At 66.8% G+C, this 19,467-nt stretch carries 20 protein-coding genes; 15 read left to right on the top strand and 5 right to left on the bottom strand.

The features are described from left to right. Nucleotides 1–297 precede the first annotated feature (297 nt). The 3 genes from V3B48_RS17350 to V3B48_RS17360 all read left to right on the top strand — a co-directional run bounded on the left by V3B48_RS17350 (nt 298) and on the right by V3B48_RS17360 (nt 3,088). The gene (locus tag V3B48_RS17350) at nt 298–1,194 is read left to right on the top strand and encodes a DMT family transporter (RefSeq protein ID WP_049399222.1); all 897 of its coding nucleotides are present in this window, start codon (nt 298–300) and stop codon (nt 1,192–1,194) included. Nucleotides 1,195–1,394: 200 nt separating this feature from the next. Beyond that, entirely contained in the window at nt 1,395–2,402 is a 1,008-nt protein-coding gene (locus V3B48_RS17355; protein ID WP_032129022.1) for a methionine ABC transporter ATP-binding protein, read from the top strand. Continuing rightward, nucleotides 2,399–3,088, top strand: a complete 690-nt coding sequence (locus V3B48_RS17360) for a methionine ABC transporter permease (protein ID WP_032129021.1) — start codon at nt 2,399–2,401, stop codon at nt 3,086–3,088. The genes V3B48_RS17355 and V3B48_RS17360 overlap by 4 nt, the downstream gene beginning before the upstream one ends. A 122-nt stretch (nt 3,089–3,210) precedes the next feature. Here V3B48_RS17360 and V3B48_RS17365 read toward each other — a convergent pair whose 3' ends face one another. Continuing rightward, nucleotides 3,211–3,813 (bottom strand): lipocalin family protein, encoded by a 603-nt coding sequence (locus tag V3B48_RS17365; protein WP_010481371.1) that lies wholly within the window; start codon nt 3,811–3,813, stop codon nt 3,211–3,213. A 127-nt stretch (nt 3,814–3,940) separates the two neighbouring features. Here V3B48_RS17365 and V3B48_RS17370 point away from each other — a divergent pair, with 127 nt between their 5' ends. Both V3B48_RS17370 and V3B48_RS17375 read left to right on the top strand, forming a co-directional pair. Continuing rightward, nucleotides 3,941–4,267, top strand: a complete 327-nt coding sequence (locus V3B48_RS17370; RefSeq protein WP_329894136.1) for a hypothetical protein — start codon at nt 3,941–3,943, stop codon at nt 4,265–4,267. 69 nt (nt 4,268–4,336) lie between these two features. After that, entirely contained in the window at nt 4,337–6,433 is a 2,097-nt protein-coding gene (locus tag V3B48_RS17375) for a prolyl oligopeptidase family serine peptidase (RefSeq protein WP_197615758.1), read from the top strand. Between the two features lie 136 nt (nt 6,434–6,569). Here V3B48_RS17375 and V3B48_RS17380 read toward each other — a convergent pair whose 3' ends face one another. Continuing rightward, complete coding sequence (locus tag V3B48_RS17380; RefSeq protein WP_329894137.1) at nt 6,570–7,757, bottom strand: pyridoxal phosphate-dependent aminotransferase; 1,188 nt, start codon at nt 7,755–7,757, stop codon at nt 6,570–6,572. Between the two features lie 192 nt (nt 7,758–7,949). Between V3B48_RS17380 and V3B48_RS17385 the strand changes: the two genes are divergently transcribed. The 9 genes from V3B48_RS17385 to hslU all read left to right on the top strand — a co-directional run bounded on the left by V3B48_RS17385 (nt 7,950) and on the right by hslU (nt 15,795). Continuing rightward, entirely contained in the window at nt 7,950–10,061 is a 2,112-nt protein-coding gene (locus tag V3B48_RS17385) for a S9 family peptidase (protein ID WP_134951027.1), read from the top strand. Between the two features lie 54 nt (nt 10,062–10,115). Then, on the top strand, nt 10,116–10,541 hold the full coding sequence (locus V3B48_RS17390) for a YbaN family protein (RefSeq protein WP_049399233.1): 426 nt from the start codon (nt 10,116–10,118) through the stop codon (nt 10,539–10,541). An 82-nt stretch (nt 10,542–10,623) separates the two neighbouring features. Then, the gene (locus V3B48_RS17395) at nt 10,624–10,896 is read left to right on the top strand and encodes a lipoprotein (RefSeq protein WP_032129015.1); all 273 of its coding nucleotides are present in this window, start codon (nt 10,624–10,626) and stop codon (nt 10,894–10,896) included. Beyond that, on the top strand, nt 10,889–11,740 hold the full coding sequence (gene dapF, locus V3B48_RS17400; protein ID WP_049399235.1) for a diaminopimelate epimerase: 852 nt from the start codon (nt 10,889–10,891) through the stop codon (nt 11,738–11,740). Before V3B48_RS17395 ends, dapF begins: the two co-directional genes overlap by 8 nt. Next, complete coding sequence (locus V3B48_RS17405) at nt 11,737–12,411, top strand: DUF484 family protein (protein WP_125893427.1); 675 nt, start codon at nt 11,737–11,739, stop codon at nt 12,409–12,411. The genes dapF and V3B48_RS17405 overlap by 4 nt, the downstream gene beginning before the upstream one ends. A 13-nt stretch (nt 12,412–12,424) precedes the next feature. Continuing rightward, nucleotides 12,425–13,315: a tyrosine recombinase XerC gene (gene xerC / locus V3B48_RS17410; RefSeq protein WP_329894138.1), complete on the top strand. Its 891-nt coding sequence runs from the start codon at nt 12,425–12,427 to the stop codon at nt 13,313–13,315. A 77-nt stretch (nt 13,316–13,392) separates the two neighbouring features. Next, nucleotides 13,393–13,593 (top strand): DUF3079 domain-containing protein, encoded by a 201-nt coding sequence (locus tag V3B48_RS17415; RefSeq protein ID WP_032129030.1) that lies wholly within the window; start codon nt 13,393–13,395, stop codon nt 13,591–13,593. A gap of 173 nt (nt 13,594–13,766) precedes the next feature. Beyond that, nucleotides 13,767–14,318: an ATP-dependent protease subunit HslV gene (gene hslV, locus V3B48_RS17420; RefSeq protein WP_005411093.1), complete on the top strand. Its 552-nt coding sequence runs from the start codon at nt 13,767–13,769 to the stop codon at nt 14,316–14,318. A 103-nt stretch (nt 14,319–14,421) separates the two neighbouring features. Beyond that, a complete protein-coding gene (gene hslU / locus V3B48_RS17425) occupies nt 14,422–15,795 on the top strand; it encodes an ATP-dependent protease ATPase subunit HslU (protein ID WP_014038532.1) in 1,374 nt (457 codons plus the stop codon). 54 nt (nt 15,796–15,849) lie between these two features. On the opposite strand, the gene V3B48_RS17430 is transcribed toward hslU, so the two are convergent. From V3B48_RS17430 to smeT, 3 genes are read right to left on the bottom strand one after another with little or no spacing between them, the layout of a single operon-like run. After that, a complete protein-coding gene (locus tag V3B48_RS17430; RefSeq protein WP_329894139.1) occupies nt 15,850–16,842 on the bottom strand; it encodes a Gfo/Idh/MocA family oxidoreductase in 993 nt (330 codons plus the stop codon). Between the two features lie 35 nt (nt 16,843–16,877). Then, on the bottom strand, nt 16,878–17,387 hold the full coding sequence (locus V3B48_RS17435) for a MepB family protein (protein ID WP_125893435.1): 510 nt from the start codon (nt 17,385–17,387) through the stop codon (nt 16,878–16,880). Beyond that, nucleotides 17,384–18,043, bottom strand: a complete 660-nt coding sequence (gene smeT, locus V3B48_RS17440; protein ID WP_111202805.1) for an efflux transporter SmeDEF transcriptional repressor SmeT — start codon at nt 18,041–18,043, stop codon at nt 17,384–17,386. Before smeT ends, V3B48_RS17435 begins: the two co-directional genes overlap by 4 nt. A gap of 227 nt (nt 18,044–18,270) precedes the next feature. Here smeT and smeD point away from each other — a divergent pair, with 227 nt between their 5' ends. After that, nucleotides 18,271–19,455: a multidrug efflux RND transporter periplasmic adaptor subunit SmeD gene (gene smeD / locus V3B48_RS17445; protein ID WP_154264460.1), complete on the top strand. Its 1,185-nt coding sequence runs from the start codon at nt 18,271–18,273 to the stop codon at nt 19,453–19,455. Nucleotides 19,456–19,467: the final 12 nt, after the last annotated feature.

Genomic DNA, 19,467 nt, shown 5'->3' on the forward strand with positions numbered 1-19,467 from the left:
TCCCCTTTGGGGGCCGTACGATCCTTTATCGACGTTCGTGTGCGGGATGGGGATCGCTCGACTCGTCTGTCGGCTAGTATCCGCAGATGCATGCTTGACGGTCCCTCCACCCTGGCTCCTACATACCTCGTAGGAGCCGGGAGGAACATACAAGCCATGCTCGACTGGCTCCCTCCCTTGTAGCGCCGAGCCATGCTCGGCGGCTTTGTGAAGAGCAGTCGAGCAAGCTCGACTCTACAAAACGGCCAGTCGAGCAAGCTCGACTCTACAAACCGGTGCTGTCGGCGATAATGGGCCATGAATGTGCAACGCTCCCCTTCGCGTGCGGTGGCCTGGATGGTCGCTGCGGTCGCCTGTTTCTCGCTGATGGATGCTGGCATGAAGCAGCTGTCGGCCAGCTATCCGACCCTGGAAGTGACCTTCCTGCGTGGTGCGGCTTCGTTGCCGTTCGTGCTGGTCTGGGTGCTGGTCAGCGCCGGCCCGCGCTCGCTGATCCCGCGCCGCTGGGGCCTGCACCTGCTGCGTGGTGGGCTGGGCATGGCGATGATCGGCTGCTTCGTGTTCGCCCTGCGTGACCTGCCGCTGTCCACCGCCTACACCATCTATTTCGTTGCCCCACTGCTGATCGCCGCGCTGTCGGTGCCGTTGCTGGGTGAGCGGGTTGGCCCGCGGCGCTGGGTGGCCATCGGCATCGGCCTGGTCGGCGTGCTGGTGGTGCTGCGGCCGGGCGTGGACGGCTTCATTTCGGTGCCGGGGCTGATGGTGCTGGCCGCGGCCACCGCGTATGCCGTGGCGGCGATCACGGTCAGCCTGCTCACCCGCACCGATACCTCGCAGTCGATGGTGGTCTGGTTCCTGGTGATCATGGCCATCGGTGCCGGCCTGCTGGCCCTTCCCGGCTGGGTGCCGCTGCAGCTGGCGCATGCGCCGCTGATCGCCGGCATGGGTCTGGCTGGGGCGCTGGGCCAGATTGCCCTGACCAAGGCGTTCCAGCTGGGCGAGGCGTCGATGATCGCGCCGTTGGAGTACAGCGGCCTGGTGTGGGTGATCGGCTGGGACCTGGCCTTCTGGGGCCAGCTGCCGGACAGCTATACCTGGGTGGGCGCGGCGATCATCGTCGCCTCGGGGCTGTACCTGCTGCACCGTGAGCGGGTGAACCGGCAGGAACCGCCGAAGCCGCTGGATCATCCCTGAGCCGGGGTAGTGCCGGCCGCTGGCCGGCAACTCCTTGCCTCGGAGGGATCGCTGCAGGTGCCGGCCAGCGGCCGACACTACCGGGTGCGGGCGACTTAGAACCAAAAGGAATAACATTCTGGCCCATGGCGCGGGCGCGCGACCGCTTGCGCTGGTAGGCTGCACGCCCCCTTCCGTCACCCAGCCGGTGAGCCACGCCCGTGATCGAGTTCCAGCGCCTGCACAAATCCTATGCCGTTGCCGGCCGCGCAGTCAGCGCGCTGCAGCCGCTGGACCTGACCATCGAGGCCGGTGAGGTATTCGGCATCATCGGCCATTCCGGCGCCGGCAAGTCGACCCTGATCCGCATGATCAACCGCCTGGAAGAGCCCAGCGGTGGTCGCCTGCTGATCGGTGGCGAGGATGTCACCGCACTGGATGCGGACGGCCTGCGCGCGCTGCGCCGGCGCATCGGCATGATCTTCCAGCACTTCAACCTGTTGTCTTCGCGCACGGTGGCCGGCAACGTTGCCTTCCCGCTGGAGCTGGCGGGCACGCCGAAGGCGGAGATCGATGCACGCGTGGCCGAGCTGCTGCAGACCGTGGGCCTGGAGGCGCACGCGCAGAAGTACCCGGCACAGCTGTCCGGTGGGCAGAAGCAGCGCGTCGGCATCGCCCGTGCGCTGGCGACCCGCCCGCAGATCCTGCTGTGCGACGAGGCCACCAGCGCGCTGGATCCGCAGACCACGGCCTCGGTGCTGTCGCTGCTGTCGAAGATCAACCGCGAGCTGGGCCTGACCATCGTGCTGATCACCCACGAGATGGATGTGATCCGCCGTGTCTGCGACCGTGTCGCCGTGCTCGACGCCGGCCAGATGGTCGAGACCGGGCCGGTCACCCGGGTGTTCCTGCATCCGCAGCACCCGACCACGCGCCGTTTCGTCAGCGAATCGGAGCACGTGGATGAAGGTGCGCTGCATCGTGATTTCGATGCCGTCGGTGGCCGCATCGTGCGGCTGACCTTCCTCGGCGGAGACACCTACGAACCCCTGCTCGGCAGTGTCGCGCGGGAGACCGGGGTCGACTACAACATCCTGTCCGGCCGTATCGACCGGATCAAGGACACCCCGTATGGCCAGCTGGTGGTCGCCCTGGTGGGCGGTGACCAGTCCGCCGCGCAGGCCGCGTTCGTGGCTGCCGGCGTGCACGTTGAGGAGTTGCGTCGATGATCATCGCCACTGCCGGCGGATTCTTCCGCCACCTGGATGCGGGCAAGTGGGCCGACATCGGCCAGGCCACCATCGACACCCTGCTGATGCTGCTCGGTTCGCTGCCGCTGACCCTGGCCATCGGCCTGCCGCTGGGCGTGCTGCTGTACCTGTTCGGCGCGCCGCAGATGAAGCGCCGTCCGTTCGCCTACGGCGTGCTGGCGCTGGTGGTGAACCTGTTGCGCTCGGTGCCTTTCATCATCCTGATGATCGTGCTGATCCCGGTCACCCTGTTCCTAATGGGGACGTCGCTGGGGGTACGCGGTGCGATCGTGCCGCTGGTGATCGGTGCCGCGCCGTTCTACGCGCGCCTGGTCGAAACCGCATTGCGCGAAGTGGACCGTGGCGTGATCGAAGCGACCCAGTCGATGGGTGCCACCACCTGGCAGCTGGTCACCCGCGTGCTGCTGCCCGAGGCGCGCCCCGGCCTGATCGCCGGTGCGACGGTCACCACCGTGGCCCTGATCGGCTTCACCGCGATGGGCGGCGCGATTGGTTCCGGCGGCCTTGGTGACCTGGCGTTCCGCGATGGCTACCAGCGTTCGCACACCGACGTGGCCCTGGTTACCGTGGTCCTGCTGTTGGTTCTGGTGCAGCTGCTGCAGATGCTCGGCGACCGCCTGGTCGCGCATTACAGCCGCAAATGACGAGGCGCCGGGGCGCTGCCCCCGGCGTCGCCCGGTGCATCGCGGCAGCCGGCCAGCGGCCGGCTCTACCCCATTGCCTGGAAACGGTAGTGCCGGCCGCTGGCCGGCAATCCCACCTGCAATCAACGCACGTTCGGTACTTCGTAGCCCAGCTTGCCGACCTGCTCCGGGTGCTGCGGCACGCGCTTGAGCTTGTCGGTGTTCACGCCGTACTCGTCACGCAGGCGCTCGGCCAGCTCCTTGTACAGGGCTTTGTCCATGTCCGGCGTACGCGAGAAGATCCAGGCCATTTCGCGGCCCGGGTAGCCGATCAGTGCCCACGAGTAATCCGGCGCTACTTCCAGCACCCTCGAATGGGTGGGCACGACACGGTAGAACCAGGTGCGCCAGCCGTGGTTGCCACTGTCCGGGTCGACGCTGGCGCGGGCACGCACTTCCTGCAGCGGTTCGCCGAAGCCATCACGGTAGCGGTAGGTGATGCCGACCTTGTGCGCGTCGCGCAACTCGTACTCGTTGACGCTGGCGACATGGCCACGTTCGATGAAGTTCGGCACGCGGCCGATCACATACCAGGTGCCCATGAAGCGCTTCAGGTCGATCGGTGCGTCCAGGGCAGCCGCACCAGAGGCGCTGGTACGGGGCGACGGCGGCTCACTGGCGGCCACGGCGGGGCCGGCCAGGGAAAGGGCCAGCAGCGCGGCGCAGAGCGGGCGGATCGAAGTCATGCGGGAGCGGGCTCCAGTGGGCTTGCACGCGCATGGTCGACTGTGTGCACGCGATCCGTCAATGGTGTCGCAACCTGTGAGAAGGGGGTTACCCATGCTGTGTTGCATTGTCCACCGGAGAAGCCCCATGAACGCACGTTCCGTCCGCCGCTCTGCAACTGAACGCGTCATTCTCGAGCGTGCCGACCCGCGCCTGCTGCGCAGCGTGCGGCAGCTGGCCCTGGCCGGTATGGCGCTGGTACTGGTCTGGCCGGCCGCGCGCGGCAGCAGTGCCTGGCTGGGCTGGCTACCCATGTGGCTGGTGGGCATGCCGCTGGTGGCCTGGTGGGCGTTGCTGCGCTTTCCGTTGCCGCGCCTGTCGTGGCTGCGGCTGGCGCGTCGTACCGGTGGACAGGCACGTCGCCGTAGCGGCGGGGCGGCGCGAGGCCGTCGCGGCTCCACCGCCGCGGCCTGACCTTCGACACGGGGGCGGCCGCGGCGATCCATGCTAGCGTTCCACGGCTTATGACTGCCTGGAGCTGCAATGTCTCGACTCGCTTCCGCCTGCCTGCTGGCCGGCATGATGACCGCTGCCTCGGTGGGGACCGCCGTGGCCGCTGAAGACACCGATCGCTACGCCTGGCTCGAAGACGTCACCGGCGACAAGCCGCTGACCTGGGTCAAGGAACAGAACGCCAAGTCCGAGGCGCGCCTGGCGCAGACCCCGGCCTTCAAGCAGATGGAGACCAGCATCCGCGAGGTGCTCGACTCCGATGCCAAGATCCCCGGCGTGCAGAAGATCGGCGACTACTACTACAACTTCTGGAAGGACCAGCAGCACGAGCGCGGCCTGTGGCGGCGCACCACCCTGGCCGAGTACCGCAAGGCCTCGCCGCAGTGGGAAACCGTGCTCGACCTGGATGCGCTGAACAAGGCCGAGGGTGAGAACTGGGTCTGGCACGGCGCCGATTGCCTGCGCCCGGATTACAGCCGCTGCCTGATCGCGCTGTCGCGCGGTGGCGCCGACGCCGACGTCACCCGTGAGTTCGACCTGGCCAACAAGACCTGGATCAAGGACGGCTTCTTCCGTCCAGAGTCCAAGGGCGGCCTCAACTGGGTCGACCGCGACACCGTGTTCGTCTACACCGACTTCGGTGCGGGCTCGATGACCACCTCCGGCTACCCGCGCGTGGCCAAGCTGTGGAAGCGCGGCACGCCGATGACCTCGGCCACCGTGGTGTACGAAGGCAAGCCGGAGGACATGTACATCGCGGCGATGCACGATGACACCCCGGGCTTCGAGCGCAACCTGGTCAGCCGCACGCTGGCGTTCTACAACAACGAGCTCTACCTGCGTGGCGACGACGGCACGCTGACCAAGATCGACGCGCCGAACTCGGCCGAGAAGGGCCTGCACAAGCAGTGGCTGACCCTGGAACTGCGCGATCCGTGGACCGTGGGCGGCAAGACCTACGCGTCCGGTTCGCTGCTGGCCACCAAGCTGGATGACTACCTGGCCGGCAAGCGCGACTTCGAGGTGCTGTTCACCCCGACCGCGACCACCTCGCTGGCCGGCGCCACCTGGACCAAGAGCCACCTGGTGCTGAACGTGCTGGATGACGTCAAGAACCGCCTGTCGGTGCTGACCCCGGGCGCCGATGGCTGGCAGACCAGCCGCTTCGTCGGCGCGCCGGCCTTTGGCACGCTGGCGGTGGGCGCAGTGGACAGCAACGACAGCGATGCGGTGTGGCTGACCGCCACCGACTACCTGACCCCGACCACGCTGGCTCTGGCCGAGATCGGCCAGGCGCCGGAAACGTTGAAGACCATGCCGGCCTTCTTCGATGCCAAGGGCAAGGTGATCGAGCAGCACTTCGCCACCAGCAAGGATGGCACCCGCGTGCCGTACTTCGTGGTGCACGACAAGGCGATGAAGCTGGACGGCTCCAACCCGACCCTGCTGTACGGCTATGGTGGCTTCGAGATCTCGCTGACCCCGAATTACTCAGGTGGCATGGGCCGCGCCTGGCTGGAGAAAGGCGGTGTGTACGTGGTCGCCAACATCCGTGGTGGTGGCGAGTACGGCCCGCGCTGGCACCAGGCCGCGCTGAAGCAGAACCGTCACAAGGCCTATGAAGACATGGCTGCGGTGGCGCGCGATCTGGTCAAGCGCAAGATCACCAGTGCCAAGCACCTGGGCGTCCAAGGTGGCAGCAACGGTGGCCTGCTGACCGGCAACATGCTGACCCAGTACCCGGAGCTGTTCGGTGCAGTGGTGGTGCAGGTGCCGCTGCTGGACATGAAGCGCTACAGCCACCTGTTGGCCGGTGCCTCGTGGATGGCCGAGTACGGCAACCCGGATACCAGCGACTGGGAGTTCATCAAGACCTTCTCGCCGTATCATCTGTTCAACGAGAAGAAGAACTACCCGCCGGTGCTGTTCACCACCTCCACCCGCGATGACCGCGTGCACCCGGGTCATGCCCGCAAGATGGCGGCGAAGATGATCGACGCCGGCAAGGACGTGACCTACTACGAGAACATCGAAGGTGGCCACGGCGGCGCAGCCAACAACGCGCAGGCCGCACACATGTCCGCACTGGCCTACAGCTTCCTGTGGGAGCGGTTGGGCGGCAAGTAAGCAGAACGGAAAACGCCGCCCCAGGGCGGCGTTTTTCGTTGGGTTCACGTATCCACGCATGGCGTGGATCTACCTACGTATCGTGCGCTGGGTCAATAGATCCACGCCATGCGTGGATGCCGTTCGCGCAGATCGATCAGGCGCCCCAGCTCTTCAACCCGCGTGCAATCCGCGCCACCGCCTCCTGCAGCCGCGGCACTTCCTGGGTATAGGCCAGGCGCACATGCTGGTTGGCGCGATGGAAACCGAAATCCAGCCCCGGGGTGAACGCCACGTGCTCGGTTTCCAGGAAGTGCGCACAGAAGGCCTGTGCGTCGTCGGTGAACGCGCTGACGTCGGCGTACAGGTAGAACGCGCCCTGCGGCTCGACCTCGATGCGGAAACCCAGCTCGCGCAACGCGGGCAGCAGGAAATCACGGCGCTGGCGGAACGCCTCGCGGCGCTGTTCGAAGATCGCCATCGATTCCTCGCTGAAGCAGGCCAGTGCGGCGTGCTGGGCGATGCTTGAGGCGCTGATGTACAGGTTCTGCGCCAGCTTTTCCAGGTCCGGCACCGCCGCCGGCGGCGCCACCAGCCAACCCAGCCGCCAGCCGGTCATGCCGAAATATTTGGAGAAGCTGTTCAGCACGAACGCGCTGTCATCCACCTGCAGCACGCTGGGTGCATCCAGGCCGTAGGTCAGGCCGTGGTAGATCTCGTCCACCACCAGATGGCCGCCACGCGCGTGCAGGACCTGCGACAGTGCCGCCAGTTCGTCGGCGGACAGCACGGTGCCGGTCGGATTGGCGGGGGAGGCCACCAGTGCGCCGACGCTGTCGGCATTCCAGTGCTGTTCCACCAGCGACGGTGTGAGCTGGTAGGCGGTGTCCGGGCCGACCGGCACCAGCTGTGCACCGCCTTCCACCAGGCGCAGGAAATGACGGTTGCAGGGGTAGCCGGGGTCGGCCAGCAGCCAGTGGCGGCCGGGGTCGACCAGCAGGCTGCTGGCGAGCAGCAGCGCACCGGAGCCGCCGGGAGTGACCAGGATGCGTTCGGGATCGATATCCAGCCCGTAGTGGCTGCGATAGAAGCCACTGATCGCCTGGCGAAGGGCCGGCAGGCCACGTGCGGCGGTGTAGCGGGTATGGCCGGCGGCCAATGCGGCCTGGCCGGCACGCACGACCGGTTCGGCCGTGGTGAAGTCCGGTTCGCCGATTTCCAGGTGGATCACATCGTGGCCCGCCTGTTCCAGCGCCTGCGCGCGGGCCAGCAGGGACATCACGTGGAACGGAGCGATTTCATGGCTGCGCCGGCTGTAGCCCGGCGTGTGGGGCAGGGTACTCATGTGCCCATGGTACGCCGCGCGTCCTGGAAGTGCCGGCCGCTGGCCGGCAACCCCCCGCCTCTGTTTATCCCGAGGTTGCCGGCCAGCGGCCAGCACGACCCATGACGATCCGCAGGGTTGCCCGCAACCCTCCTGCAACCCAGACTCGAGCACAAGGACGCCATTGCATTGCGGCTCAAGGAGCCTTATCTCATGAAATCCACCCTCTGCCTGTTGCTTGCGAGCCTGATGACCACCACTGCCACCGCCGCCACGCCGCCCGTTCCGCCGGATGCCGCCAAGCATCCGCATGTGGTCAAGGCGCCGTTCGGCGCGACCCGCAACGACGACTATTACTGGCTGCGCGACGACAAGCGCGAGAACAAGGACATGCTGGCCTACCTGCAGGCCGAGAATGCCTACGCCGACCAGTTGCTGGCGCCGCTGAAGCCGCTGGAAGACACCCTGTACAAGGAGATCGTCGGCCGCATCAAGCAGGACGATTCCAGTGTGCCGGCGCGCGAGCGCGGCTACTGGTACTACAGCCGCTTCGAGACCGGCCAGGACTACCCGATCCACGCACGCCGCAAGGGCAGCATGGATGCCGCCGAGGAAATCCTGCTGGACGTCAACACGATGGCCGCCGGCAAGGGCTACTTCAGCGTCGGCTCGATGGAAGTCAGCCAGGACAACCAGCTGCTGGCCTGGGCCGATGACGATGTCGGTCGCCGCCAGTACACCATCCGCTTCAAGGACCTGGCTACCGGCAAGGTGCTGCCCGATGTGATCACCGGCAGCTCCGGCGACCTGGTCTGGGCCGACGACAACCGCACCGTGCTGTATGTCGAGAACGATCCGGAAACGCTGCTGACCGTACGCGTGAAGAAGCACGTGCTGGGCACCCCGGCCAGTGCCGACACCGTCGTCTACGAAGAGAAGGACGACAGCTTCTACATGGGCATCGGCCGCACCCGCGACGATCGCTTCATCACCATCGGCGTGCACAGCACTGTGTCCTCGGAAGAGCGCTACGCGCCGGCCAGCGACCCGACCACGTTCACCGTACTGGCGCCGCGCCAGCGCGATGTGGAGTACGACGCTGACCACTACGACGGCCGCTGGGTGATCCGCACCAACGACGGTGCGAAGAACTTCAAGCTGGTCACCGCACCGACCGATGCGACCTCGCGCGCACAGTGGAAGGACTGGATCGCGCATGACGATGCGGTGTTCATCGAAGGCTTCGAGCTGTTCGATGCGTACACTGCCATCGCCGAACGTTCCGAGGGCCTGGAACGCATCCGCCTGCTGTTCAAGGATGGCCGCAGCGACTACGTGAAGGCCGATGAGCCGGCGTACTCGATGGGCCTGGGCGACAACACCGAGGCCGATACGCCGTGGCTGCGCTACGTCTACACCTCGATGACCACCCCCACCACCGTGTTCGAGCTGAACACCGCCACCGGCGAGCGTCGCCAGCTGAAGGTGCAGCCGGTGATCGGCTATGACGCGTCGAAGTACGAAACCGATCGTGTCTGGATCACCGCACGCGATGGCGTGAAGGTGCCGGTGTCGCTGGTCTACCGCAAGGGCTACCAGAAGGACGGCAAGGGCGCGCTGTTCCAGTACGCCTATGGCAGCTACGGCATGTCGATGGATCCGTACTTCAACCAGACCGCGGTGAGCCTGCTCGATCGTGGCGTGGTGTATGCCATCGCCCATATCCGTGGCGGCCAGGAGATGGGCCGCGACTGGTACGAGAACGGCAAACTGCTGCACAAGCAGAACACCTTCAACGACTTCATCGACGTCACCCGCGGCCTGGTCGCACAGGGCTGGGCGGCGAAGGATCGCGTCGCCGCGTCCGGCGGCAGCGCCGGTGGCCTGCTGATGGGCGCCGTGGCCAACCAGGCGCCGCAGGACTACCGGGTGATGGTGGCGCAGGTACCGTTTGTCGACGTGGTCACCACCATGCTCGACCCGACCATTCCGCTGACTACCAACGAATACGACGAGTGGGGCAACCCCGAGCAGAAGCAGTATTACGACTACATGCTGTCCTACTCGCCCTACGACAACGTGAAGCAGCAGGCGTACCCGGCGCTGTTCGTGGGCACCGGCCTGTGGGATTCGCAGGTGCAGTACTGGGAGCCGGCCAAGTGGGTGGCCAAGCTGCGTGACGACAACACCGGCCATTACCCGATCCTGTTCCGCACCAACATGGAAGCCGGCCACGGCGGCAAGTCGGGGCGCTTCCAGCGCTACCGTGAACTGTCCGAGTCGTACGCGTTCGTGCTGCAGCAGCTGGGCATCGCCCAGCCGTAATGGTGCAGGGGTGCCGGGCGTTGCCTGGCATCCCGAACCGGTATCCTTGCGGCCATGAGCCAGCCCGACCCCTCCGCATCCCGCGATGCTGCCACGCCACCGCGCGTGGTGCGTTTCCGCTGGGCGTGGTGGCTGCTGGCCTACGTCAGCCTGGGCACCGGTATCGTCGGCATCTTCGTGCCGGGCCTTCCGACCACCGTATTCATCCTGATCTCGGCCTGGGCTGCCTCGCGTGGTTCCGAGCGCCTGCACAACTGGCTGCTGCAGCACCCGCGCTTCGGCCCGGCCATTGCCAACTGGCAGGCACACGGGGCGGTCAGCCGCTACGGCAAGTGGATGGCCACGATCACCATGGCAGTGTGCGCCGGCATCATGCTGTGGTGCGTGCCGATCGCCTGGGTGAAGTGGTTCTCGATCGGCAGCATGACCGTGGTGGCGATCTGGCTGTGGACCCGGCCGCTGCCGCCGCCTGCAGATTGAACGCCTGCGGTGGTGCCGGCCGCTGGCCGGCAACCCGATCCCCTGCACCAACCGCTCAGCCGCCAATGGCTATACTCGGGGCATGAAGATCCCCCATCGAAACGCCATCCTGATTCCGCTGGCAGCGGCCTCGCTGCTGCTCCTCGCCGCTTGCGGCAACAAGGGCCCGCTGGTACTGCCGCAGAAGCCGGTGCCGGTGGAAGAAACCGTCGAACCGGTTGCCGAGCCCGCTACTGAAGCGACCCCGGCGGAGACCCAGGGCAGCGCCACGCCGGCCACGACCGTGGACCCGGCTGCACCGACCACGCAACCGGCGCCTGCACCTGCGAAGAAGGTGGGCGGCGGGAATGAGTAAGGCCGGTTCCAAGGCGCTGCGCTTCAGCAAGATGCATGGCGCGGGCAATGATTTCGTAGTGATCGACCTGCGTGACGGCACTGCGCCGCCCACGCCTGAACTGGCCGCGCGCCTGGCCGACCGCCACACCGGCGTCGGCTGCGATCAGATCCTGACTATCGAAGCGCCGCGCGCGGAAGGCTCGGTGGCGTCGTACCGCATCTGGAATGCCGACGGTTCCAACTCCGAGCAGTGCGGCAACGGCGCGCGCTGCATCGCGGCCTGGCTGGTGCGTGAGGGCAGTGCGCAGGGGGATCAGTTCGTCATCGACAGCCCGCTGGCCAGTCATGAGGTGAAGGCCCTGGGCGATGGCCAGTTCGCGGTGACCATGGGCGTGCCTGCGTTCGAGCCGGTCAACGTGCCGCTGGTGGGCTTCGCCCATGCACGCGAGGAGTACCTGCTGCCGTTGCAGGGCGAGAGCATACGCTTCGCCGCGGTGTCGATGGGCAATCCGCACGCGGTGATCGAAGTGGGCCTGATCGATGCAGCACCGGTCGAGCGCGTCGGTTCGCTGCTGCAGCAGCATGCCTCGTTCCCGCGCTCGGTGAACGTGGGTTTTGCCCAGGTGATGGGCCCGGCGCATGCACGTCTGCGTGTGAATGAACGTGGCGTCGGCGAAACCCTGGCCTGCGGCAGCGGCGCCTGCGCCGCTGCGGTGACCCTGATGCAGCGTGGCCGCCTGCAGCGCGATGCGCGCATCAGCCTGCCCGGGGGTGACCTGCGCATCCAGTGGCCGGGCGATGGCCAGCCGGTGGTGATGGCCGGCCCGACCGCATTCGTCTTCGAAGGGGAGTGGATCGCATGACCGAAACCGTCGACAAGCTCGGGGCCCATGAAGTCGCTGCGTGGTTGCGGCGACATCCCGGCTTCCTCAAGCAGTTCCCGGACCTGGCCCTGACCCTGGTGGTGCCACGCGACGATGGCCCGACCGCGTCGCTGGCCAGCTACCAGCTGGAAGTGCTGCGCGAGAAGAACCGCGAGCTGGCACGACGGTTGGCCGATCTGGGTGCCACCGCCCAGGTCAATGAACGCCTGGCAGTGCGCACGCATCAGCTGACCCTGGCGCTGATGAAGCAGGACAACGCCGCCGACACCCTGCGTGCGATGGCTGCCTCGCTGCAGGAAGATTTCGCCGGCGACCTGGTGCGATTGGTGGTGCACACACCGGTGGCCGGGCTGGAACAGGCCGACTGGCTGCAGGTGATCGCCGCCGATGATGCGCAGCTGGGCCCGTTCCGCGACTGCCTGAACGACGGCGAGCCGATCTGCGGGCGCCTGCAGCCGGAAAAGAATGCCGTGCTGTACGGCGTGCGCAGCGAAGAAGTGCAGACCACCGCGCTGCTGCCGTTGCCGGGCGTGGGCCTGATTGCTGTGGGCAGCCACGACCCGAACCGCTTCTACCCGGGCATGGGCACGCTGTTCCTGCGCATGATGGGCGATGCGTTGGCCACCGGCCTGAAGCGCTTCCCGGGCTGAGCAGGATACGACGATGAGCGCGGTACAGGCCTTCCTGCAGCATCTGCAGGTAGAGCGGCGGATGTCGGCACATACGCTCGACGCCTACCGCCGCGACCTGGACGCGCTGTCGGCCTGGGCCGAGCCGCGCGGTGTTGCGGTGGAAGCACTCGATGCCGAGGCGCTGCGCCAGTTCGTTGCCGACGAGCACCGCAGAGGCCTGTCAGCCAAGAGCCTGCAGCGCCGCTTGTCGGCCTGCCGCAGCTTCTACGCCTGGCTGCTCAAGCACGGGCGCATCGAGGTCAGTCCGGCGGCGACGCTGAAGGCGCCGCGTGCGCCGCGCCGGTTGCCGCAGGTGCTTGACGCCGACGAAGCCGTGCAGCTGGTCGAGCTGGAACCGGAAGGTGAACTCGGCCGCCGTGACCGCGCGCTGCTGGAACTGTTCTATTCCTCTGGCCTGCGCCTGAGCGAAGTCTGCGCGCTGACCTGGCGGGATCTGGATTTCGACAGCGGCCTGGTCACCGTGCTGGGCAAGGGCAACCGCCAGCGCCGGGTACCGTTCGGCCGGCCGGCACGCGAAGCACTGCAGGCGTGGCGTGCGGAAAGCGGGGGCGGCCCGGCCTCGCCGGTGTTTCCCGGCCGCAACGGACCGATCAGCCAACGCGCGGTGCAGATCCGCATCCGCCAGCTGGCGCAGCGCCAGGGCCTGTTCAAGCACGTGCACCCGCACATGCTGCGTCACAGTTTCGCCAGCCACATCCTGGAATCGTCCGGTGACCTGCGTGGCGTGCAGGAACTGCTTGGCCATGCCGACATCGCCACCACGCAGATCTACACCCACCTTGATTTCCAGCACCTGGCCAAGGTCTACGACGCCGCGCATCCACGTGCGAAGCGCCGCAGCAAGGACGACAAGGCTGAATAGCGCGCCCTTGATCTGGATCAGGGCAGGGCGGGCGCTATCGGCGCATCGTGGCCGCAGGCCACGAGGACACCGCCACCATGGCGAAGCCCATACCGTTGCATCCCAAACACCCCGAGCGCATCTGCTGGGGCTGCGACCGCTACTGCGCGGCTGACGCCCTGGCCTGCGGCAATGGCTCCGGCCGCACCCAGCACCCGATCGAGACGCAGGGTGAAGACTGGTACCTCGCCTGGGGCATCGAGCCGAATCCGGATCGGCCGTCGCAGGCAAAACGCTGAACGGCAGGTGTTCCACGTTCGGGCGGTGGGATCCGCGCGCATTGCGATGCGCTCGTCAGAAAGGCGCCCTCCTGTCGATGGGGCGCGGCCAAGCGCTGAACGGCAGCCATCCGCACAGGCTTGATCGCACCCGGCGCTGTCCCCATGTCCCGGGAACAGCTATCGGAGGCCGCATGGACCCCAGTCAGAATCCCAACGTTTTCCACGCCACCACCATCGTCTGCGTCCGTCGCGGCGAGCACGTGGCCATTGCCGGCGACGGCCAGGTCACGCTGGGCCACACCGTGATGAAGGGCAATGCGCGCAAGGTGCGCCGCCTCGGCCGAGACGGCCAGGTGCTGGCCGGCTTCGCCGGTGCCGCCGCCGATGCCTTCACCCTGTTCGAGCTGTTCGAGGCCAAGCTGGAAAAGCACGGCCAGCTGCAGCGCGCTGCGGTCGAACTGGCCAAGGATTGGCGCACCGAGCGCCGTCTCGGCAAGCTCGAGGCCCTGCTGGCAGTGGCCGACAAGGAAACCTCGCTGATCATCAGCGGCACCGGTGATGTGATCGAGCCGGAGGACGGCATCATCGCCATCGGTTCCGGTGGTTCCTATGCACTGTCGGCCGCGCGCGCACTGATGGCGCACACCGAACTGGATGCGCGCACCATTGCCAGCGAAGCGATCGGCATTGCCGGCGACATCTGCATCTACACCAACCGCAACGTGGTGGTCGAGGAGCTGTGAGGGGCGTGCCGGCCGCTGGCCGGCAACCTCATGATCCCCCGCACGCGTGCCTGGTTGCCGGCCAGTGGCCGGCACTACCGACAATGAATCCGTGAGCACATCCATGTCGAAGATCGAAGTTTCCTCCGCCACCATGACCCCGCGCGAGATCGTGCAGGAACTGGACCGGCATATCGTGGGCCAGCACGACGCCAAGCGCGCCGTGGCCATTGCCCTGCGCAACCGCTGGCGCCGCATGCAGCTGGTGCCCGAGCTGCGCAATGAAGTGATGCCGAAGAACATCCTGATGATCGGCCCGACCGGCGTCGGCAAGACCGAGATCGCGCGTCGACTGGCCACCCTGGCCAACGCGCCGTTCGTCAAGGTTGAAGCCACCCGCTTCACCGAAGTCGGCTACGTCGGCAAGGACGTCGAGCAGATCATCCGTGACCTGGCCGATACCGCAGTGAAGCTCTATCGCGAACAGGCCAAGGTGCGCGTGCGTACCCAGGCCGAAGAGCGCGCCGAAGACCGCATCCTCGATGCGCTGCTGCCGCGCCGCAGCGGTGGCATCGGTTTCGATCCGGAAGTCGCCCGCAACGAGCCGTCGGCGCAGGACAACGAGACCCGCATCAAGTTCCGCAAGATGCTGCGCAACGGTGAGCTGGACGAGCGCGAGATCGAGCTCGACCTGGCTGCCAACGTCAGCATGGACATCATGACCCCGCCGGGCATGGAGGAAATGGGCCAGCAGCTGAAGTCGATGTTCGCCAACCTCGGCGGCGGCGCCAAGGCGCACAAGCGCACGCTGACCATCAAGGCCGCGCGTCCGCTGCTGATCGAGGAAGAAGCCGGCAAGCTGGTCAACGAGGACGACATCCGCACTGCCGCGATCGAGGCCTGCGAGCAGCACGGCATCGTCTTCATCGACGAGATCGACAAGGTTGCCAAGCGTGGTGACAACGTGGGTGGTGGCGACGTGTCGCGCGAAGGCGTGCAGCGCGACCTGCTGCCGCTGGTGGAAGGCTCCAACGTGTCGACCAAGTACGGCACGATCAAGACCGACCACATCCTGTTCATTGCTTCGGGCGCGTTCCACCTGGCCAAGCCCAGCGATCTGATTCCGGAGCTGCAGGGCCGCTTCCCGATCCGCGTGGAGCTGGGTGCGCTGAGCAAGGGTGATTTCGTGCGCATCCTGACCGAGCCGAAGGCCGCGCTGACCAAGCAGTACGAAGCGCTGCTGGCCACCGAAGGCGTCAAGGTCAGCTTCACTGCCGACGCCATCGATCGTCTGGCCGAGATCGCCTTCCAGGTGAACGAGCGCCAGGAGAACATCGGTGCCCGTCGCCTGCACACCGTACTGGAGCGCCTGTTGGATTCGCTCAGCTACGAGGCACCGGACCGCGACGGCGAAACCCTGGCCATCGACAGCGCTTACGTCGATGCGCACCTGGGTGAGCTGGTGCAGGACCCGGACCTGAGCCGCTACATCCTGTAACGCCCGACGCTGCAAAGCATGAGGCCGCCGAAAGGCGGCCTTCTGCTTTGGCAGTCAGCGCGAGTGCCGTGTGCGGTAGGCCTGCAGCACCTGGTCGATCACCGCGCTGGTGCGGGCGGCGCTGATGCCGTTCGATGGCGAGTGGCCGTTGCCGCGCAGCTCATCCACCAGAGTGGCGATCAACGGCTGCTGGATCGACGGCGGGTTCGGGATGTCGAACGCCTGCACGCCGGCCTCGGTCTCCAGAACCACCGGGACGTCCTCGAAGGTGGCAAAGCGCAGTTGTCCGCGATCGCCGGTGATTTCGATTTCATCCTGGCGGCGGAACGCGCAGAAACTCCAGTGCGCGATGCCGTGCGCGCCCACTCCAGTGCGGAAGCACATCGAAACGCTGTCTTCGGCGGCGTAAGCGCCGGTCAACGAACTGGCCAGGCCGCGCACATCGCTCAGCGGACCCAGCAGATGGTCGAGCAGGTCCAAGGTGTGCGAGCCCAGATCGACGAACAGCCCGCCACCGGCGATCGCCGGGTTGGTCCGCCAGAAGTCCGGCGATGCAGCGTTCGCCGAATGTGGCCGGTGCAGGGTGGCGCGCACGCTGCGCGGCGTGCCGATCGTGCCGCTGTCCAGCAGCTGCTTCACCTGCGCGAAGCGGGGCAGGGCGCGGCGGTAATAGGCCACGAACACCGGCACGCCACTGCGCGCGCTGGCCTCCAGCACGCGTTCGCATTCCGCGTGATCCATGGCCATCGGCTTTTCTATGTAGACCGGCTTGCCCGCGGCAATCGCCTGCAACGCGTAGTGCTTGTGCGTGGAGGGCGGCGTCGCAACGTAGATCGCGTTCACTTCCGGGTCGGCGATGAGTGCATCGGCGTCCGCGTACCAGCGGGGAATCGCATGGCGCCGCGCATAATCCTCGGCCAACGCCGCATTGCGGCGCATGACCGCCGCCACCCGTGAGCCCGGCGTGTTGGCCAGGGCCGGCCCGCTCTTCTTCTCGGTGACGCTGCCGCAGCCGATGAAGCCCCATACCACGTTGTCCAGGATCATCACGATGCGTCCAGAAAAGGGAAGGTCCGCCGGGTTCAACCCAACAGTGAGCGTAATCGATCACCGGCGGAGGCGGAGACATCGGCGCCGGTGGGCAGGAAGCAACGAAGCTGCCACTGCCGGGTCCGGATCGCGTCCTTTGCGGTCGGCGTGCTCCACGGCGGATAGACACGGAGGGCGCGCTTTCCGCCCTCGCCATCGCGCGACATCACGCCGCGCTCGATCAGCAGGTCACGACTGAAGATGAACTGCCCGCGCTGTGTTCCGTCGAAGACCGCGATCACCACGAAGTGCACAGCATCGGCTGCATCCAATGGAGCGATATCAGAACCGGGGGCGGGGCGCTTCCACAGGGTTACGAACTGGCCGGTCTTGGTGGGGGTGATCTTCGCGACGCGGAACACGATGCTGTGACCCTCAAGGGTAAAGCGGCAGGCACCGTACTCTGCGCTTTCCGCTTCCGCCACGATCGGTCCGGTCAACTGCAGCCCTGCGGGCAGGTAGAGATCGTGCAGTGCCGCAGTGGCGGCAGCAATGCCGCTCATGCTTCCGGCAGCGGCTCGGGCACCGTTCCGGGCACGAACACGCCTTCTTTCACGTAGGCGGCCAGGGTCATGTCCAGCGCGAGCATGCCATCGCGCTTGAGGTCCATCAGTTCCGGTTCGACCATCGCGCCGTGCAGCACGCCCAGCACAGTGGCGTGCAGCATGCGCGCGGCGATCTTCGGGTCGGCGCCTTCGCGCAGCTGGCCCAGATCGCGGGCGCGGCGCAGGGCGCGCTCCATCCGGTCCAGCGCATCGCGGAAGCCGGCCTGCTGCATTTCGGTCAGCACCTTGGTATCGGCCGAGGCGTCGCTGCGCAGCATGATCTCCATGGTCTTGCGCAGGCGTTCGTCCTCGGACAGCTCGATGAACGAGTGGATCATCACTGCGCGCAGGTCGTGCACCGGTGTGTCGCGCTGGTCGGTGGAGGTGCGCTCCAGTTCCTGCATGAAGGGCAGGTGCACCCGTTCGACGATCGCGGCCAGCACCTCGCTCTTGTTCTTGAAGTGCCAGTACACCGCGCCACGGGTATAGCCGGCGCGGGCACCGATCATCTCCAGCGTGGTACGGGCCACGCCGTGTTCATGGAAGCAGGCTTCGGCGGCGTCAAGGATGCCTTCCCGGGTTGCCTGGGTGTCCTCTTTGGTCTTGCGGGCCATGGGTGTGGGTACGAGTGCGGGTGAAACGTGGCTGAATTGTACCGGTTTACAAACAAACAAGCATGTATGTATATTTCGCACCCATCATTCCCGTCGTGTGCGTGGCAGGCCCGTCCGGCTCCCACTCCACCCGGGTGGGCGCTGTTCGCACGGTCTTCACCTTCGCTGGTGGAGGGTCCGCCGTATCAGCGCTGGCTGAGACCCTTTCCTTCAAGAGCCTTTCCGTCATGTTGCTGAGCCGAATCCGACCCTTTGCACTGTCGCTGGCAATCGCCGCGACCGTGGCTGCCTGCGGCGGCCAACCCCAGGCCCCCGAACAGGGCCCGGGTGACGTCACCGTGGTCACGCTGAAGTCCGAGACCGTGGGCCTCACCCGCGAGCTGCCGGGCCGTACCAACGCCTTCCTGGTCGCCGAAGTGCGTCCGCAGGTCAACGGCATCGTCGCCAAGCGCCTGTTCACCGAGGGCGGCATGGTCAAGGCCGGCGAGCCGCTGTACCAGATCGAGGACGCCAGCTACCGCGCACAGGCCAACAGTGCCCGTGCCCAGCTGGCGCGGGCCGAGGCCACCGCCAACGCCGCGCGCCTGAGTGCCAAGCGCATCACCGAGCTGGCCAAGGTTGATGCGGTCAGCCAGCAGGACCTGGAAAACGCGGTGGCCGCGCAGAAGCAGGCCGAGGCCGACGTCGGCGCCGCCAAGGCCGCGCTGGATGCGGCCAACGTCACTCTGGGCTACGCCCGCATCACCGCGCCGATCAGCGGCCGCATCGGCAAGTCCAGCGTCACCCAGGGTGCGCTGGTCAGCGCCGGCCAGGCCAATGCGCTGGCCACCGTGCAGCAGCTGGACCCGATCTATGTCGACCTGACCCAGTCCTCGGCCGAGCTGCTGCAGCTTCGCCGTGAGCTGGCCGCGGGCCGCCTGCAGGACAACCAGACGCTGCCGGTCAGCATCCTGATGGAAGACGGCAGCACCTTCGAGCACAAGGGCACGCTGGAGTTCTCCGAAGTCAGCGTCGACCCGGCCACTGGCAGCTTCGGCCTGCGCGTGAAGGTGGACAATCCGGACGGCCTGCTGATGCCGGGCACGTACGTGCGCGCGGTGATCGGCGGCGGTGTGCGCAGCGATGCAGTGCTGGTGCCGATGGCCGGCATCGCCCGCGATCCGAAGGGTGACACCTCCGCGATGGTGGTCGACAAGGACAACAAGGTCGAAGTGCGCCCGGTCAAGGTCAGCCGCACGGTCGGCGACAAGTGGCTGGTCGAGGACGGTCTGAAGGCCGGCGACAAGGTCATTGTCGAAGGCCTGCAGAAGATCGGCCCCGGCATGCCGGTCAAGGCCACCGAGAAGGGCGCTGCTCCGGCCAAGCCGGCAGCGGCCGCCCAGCCTGCCGCTCCGGCCGGCGACGCGAAGTAAGCGGAGAACCCC

The sequence above is a fragment of the Stenotrophomonas sp. SMYL20 genome (assembly GCF_036320045.1).
Taxonomy (GTDB): Bacteria; Pseudomonadota; Gammaproteobacteria; order Xanthomonadales; family Xanthomonadaceae; genus Stenotrophomonas; species Stenotrophomonas maltophilia_A.